The organism is Phyllobacterium sp. (genome assembly GCF_037994425.1).
Classification (GTDB): Bacteria; Pseudomonadota; Alphaproteobacteria; order Rhizobiales; family Rhizobiaceae; genus Phyllobacterium.
In genome coordinates, this window is sequence record NZ_JBBNAM010000392.1 from 1 (window position 1) to 3,001 (window position 3,001).

A 3,001-nucleotide genomic window follows, 5' to 3' on the forward strand; every position below is an offset into this window, starting at 1 on the left:
ATGCGCGGTATGTTGAAGGGGCATCCCTTCACGCAATAGCCACAGCCGATGCAGTTTTCGTGGACGAAATCGACGATGCCATTTGAATACTGGACAATGGCACCGGGCGCCGGACAGGCCTTGAGGCATCCCGGATCCTCGCAGTGCATACAGCCATCCTTGCGGATGAGCCACTCGAGGCTATTGGTTTCGGGGTTCTCCCATTCGGTAAAGCGCATGAGCGTGAACATGTCCGGCGTAAGATCATGTGGGTTGTCGTAGACGCCTATGTTTTCGCCGACCGGCGGCCGCGTGTCATTCCATTCGATGCAGGCCGACTGGCAGGCCTTGCAGCCGATGCATTTGGACACGTCAATCAGTTTTGCCACCTCGGTCTGGCGTTGTGCCGGCGGCGTGACGGTTGATGCCGAACGGCGGATCAGGTCCTCATCGCCGAATCTCGGGGCCTCTGGTCGGGTCGTGGGATTTGGAATAGGCGGGAACATGGCTGCCGTCTCCTATGCCACCGGCCCGGCGATGGGCTCGATATTGACCAGGAACGCCTTGTACTCCGGCGTCTCTATATTAGCATCACCGACGAAGGGCGTAAGTGAATTCGGGCCGAAACCCTTCTTGGCAGCGCCGGTGAAACCCCAGTGGAGCGGTATGCCCACCACGTGGACCGGCTTGCCATCGCAGATCAAGGGCTTGATGCGCTTGGTGACGACAGCTTTGGCCCGGATCGATCCGCGCTTGGACCAGACGCGCACCCAGCCACCTTTGGTGATGCCCTTCTCCTTGGCAAGTTCCTCCGAGATCTCGACGAAAAACTCCGGTTGGAGCACCGCATTCACCCAGACATGCTTGGTCCAGTAGTGGAAATGTTCGGTAAGACGGTAGGACGTCGCCGCATAGGGAAATTCGGCGGAAGCAGGCTCTGCAAACTGCGCGAAATCGCCCTTGAATACGCGTGCGACAGGATTGCCGCGCACATTGGGAGCAACAATGTTCGTCAGCGGCGATTCGAACGGTTCGTAATGCGACGGGAACGGGCCATCGCGCATCATGCCACGGACAAAAAGCCGCGATACCCCTTCAGCGTTCATAATAAACGGTCCAACCTCCGAAGGCTTGGCCGTCGGCGCGATATCCGGAACATCATATCCGGACCATTTCTGCCCGTCCCACTCGATCAGCTTGCGGCTCGGATCCCATGCCTTGCCGTTCAAATCGGCGGAAGCGCGGTTGTAGAGGATGCGGCGGTTGACCGGCCACGAAAACGCCCATTTGAGATAGGCGCCCGTCTCGTCCGGGTCCGACGTATCGCGCCGGGCCATGTTGTTGCCGTTCTCATTGTAGCAACCGGAATAGATCCAGCAGCCGCAGCTTGTCGACCCATCGTCTCGCATTGCTGCAAAGCTCGGCAGCAGTCTGCCGGCCTCTACCACTACCTTGGATGGATCGGTTGGGTCATAAAGGGTGGCTGAGGCCCTGCCGTTCATCTCCTTGGCGAGTTCTTCAGCGGTCGGATCATTAGGATCGGCGTAGGACCAATCAAGATTGACGATCGGATCCGGGAAGGCTCCACCGTCCTTGCGATAAAGTTCCTTCAGGCGCTGATAAATCTGCGCCATGATCCAGACATCGCTCTTCGCTTCGCCGGGCGGTGTGCCGCCTGGCCAATGCCATTGCAGCCATCGCCCGGAATTGGTCAGAGACCCCTCGTCTTCGGCAAAGCAGGTCGAGGGCAACTGGATGACCTCGGTTCCAATCTGCGCTGTCTCGACGTCGTTGAAGTCGCCGTGATTTTCCCAGAATCGCGACGTCTCCGTCTCCAGCGGATCCATGGTCACAAGGAATTTCAACTTGGAGAGCGAGTCGGTGAGCTTCTTTCGGTTGGGTGCCGCAAGCAGCGGATTAAAGCCCTGGCAAATGTAACCGGTCATCTTGCCCTGGTTCATGAGCTCGAAAGCGCGCAGGATATCATAGCCGGGAACGTCAAGCTTCGGCAGCCAGTCATAGGCAAAGTGGTTCTCCGGCGTTGCTGCCGCGCCCCACATCGACTTCAGGAAGCTGACGAAGAACTTCCTGTAATTCTGCCAGTAGCTCATCTGGTTGGGCCGAAGCGGCTTGAAGCCGCGTGTCGACATATAGGCCTCGAAATCCACCTCCTTTTCCGTCGGCAGCGTCATGTAACCCGGTACAAGGTTCGACATGAGGCCAACGTCGGTCAGTCCCTGGATATTGGAGTGTCCACGCAGGGCATTCATGCCGCCGCCGCGCACGCCGATATTGCCGAGAATGAGCTGCAGCATCGCCATCGAGCGGATGTTTTGCGAACCTTTTGAATGCTGGGTCCAACCAAGCGCATACATCGATGTCATCGTCTTGGTTGGCGATGACATTTCCGAGATCATTCCGGCCACTTTCAGGAACTTGTCTTTGGGCGTGCCGCAGATGCGCTCGACCAGTTCGGGTGTATAGACCGAAACGTGCGTCTTCAGGAGGTTCCATACGCAGCGCGGATTGGTCAGCGTATCGTCCACCGCGGCATAACCGTCATCACCGATGACGTACTCCCAGGTCGACTTGTCGTAATCGCGCTTGGCTTCGTTGTAGCCGGTGAAGAGCCCTTCCCTATACGCAAAACCGTCCTTGACAATGTAGGTGGCATTGGTGAACGCCTTGACGTAGTCCCATTGCACCTTGTCGTTCTGGATGCAGTAATTCATCACGCCAAGCAAAAAGGCGATATCCGTACCCTGGCGGATCGGCGCATAGAGATCGGCCACCGAGGCCGAGCGCGTAAAGCGCGGATCGACGACGATCAACTTGGCGCCGCGGTTGGCTTTTGCCTCCGTGACCCATTTGAACCCGCAAGGATGCGCTTCAGCGGCATTGCCTCCCATGATGACAACAAGATCTGTGTTCTTGATGTCGGTCCAGGAGTTGGTCATTGCACCACGGCCAAATGTTGGGCCCAAACTGGACACCGTTGGGCCGTGTCAGACACGTGCCTGGT

At 57.7% G+C, this 3,001-nt stretch carries 2 protein-coding genes; both read right to left on the reverse strand.

The window, feature by feature from the left end:
- The coding region (locus AAAB35_RS26115) for a 4Fe-4S dicluster domain-containing protein (RefSeq protein ID WP_340671256.1) at positions 1-485 on the reverse strand (485 nt) is incomplete at its 3' end.
- A 12-nt stretch (positions 486-497) separates the two neighbouring features.
- A partial coding sequence (gene fdnG, locus AAAB35_RS26120) for a formate dehydrogenase-N subunit alpha (protein WP_340671257.1) occupies positions 498-3,001 on the reverse strand: 2,504 nt, incomplete at its 5' end.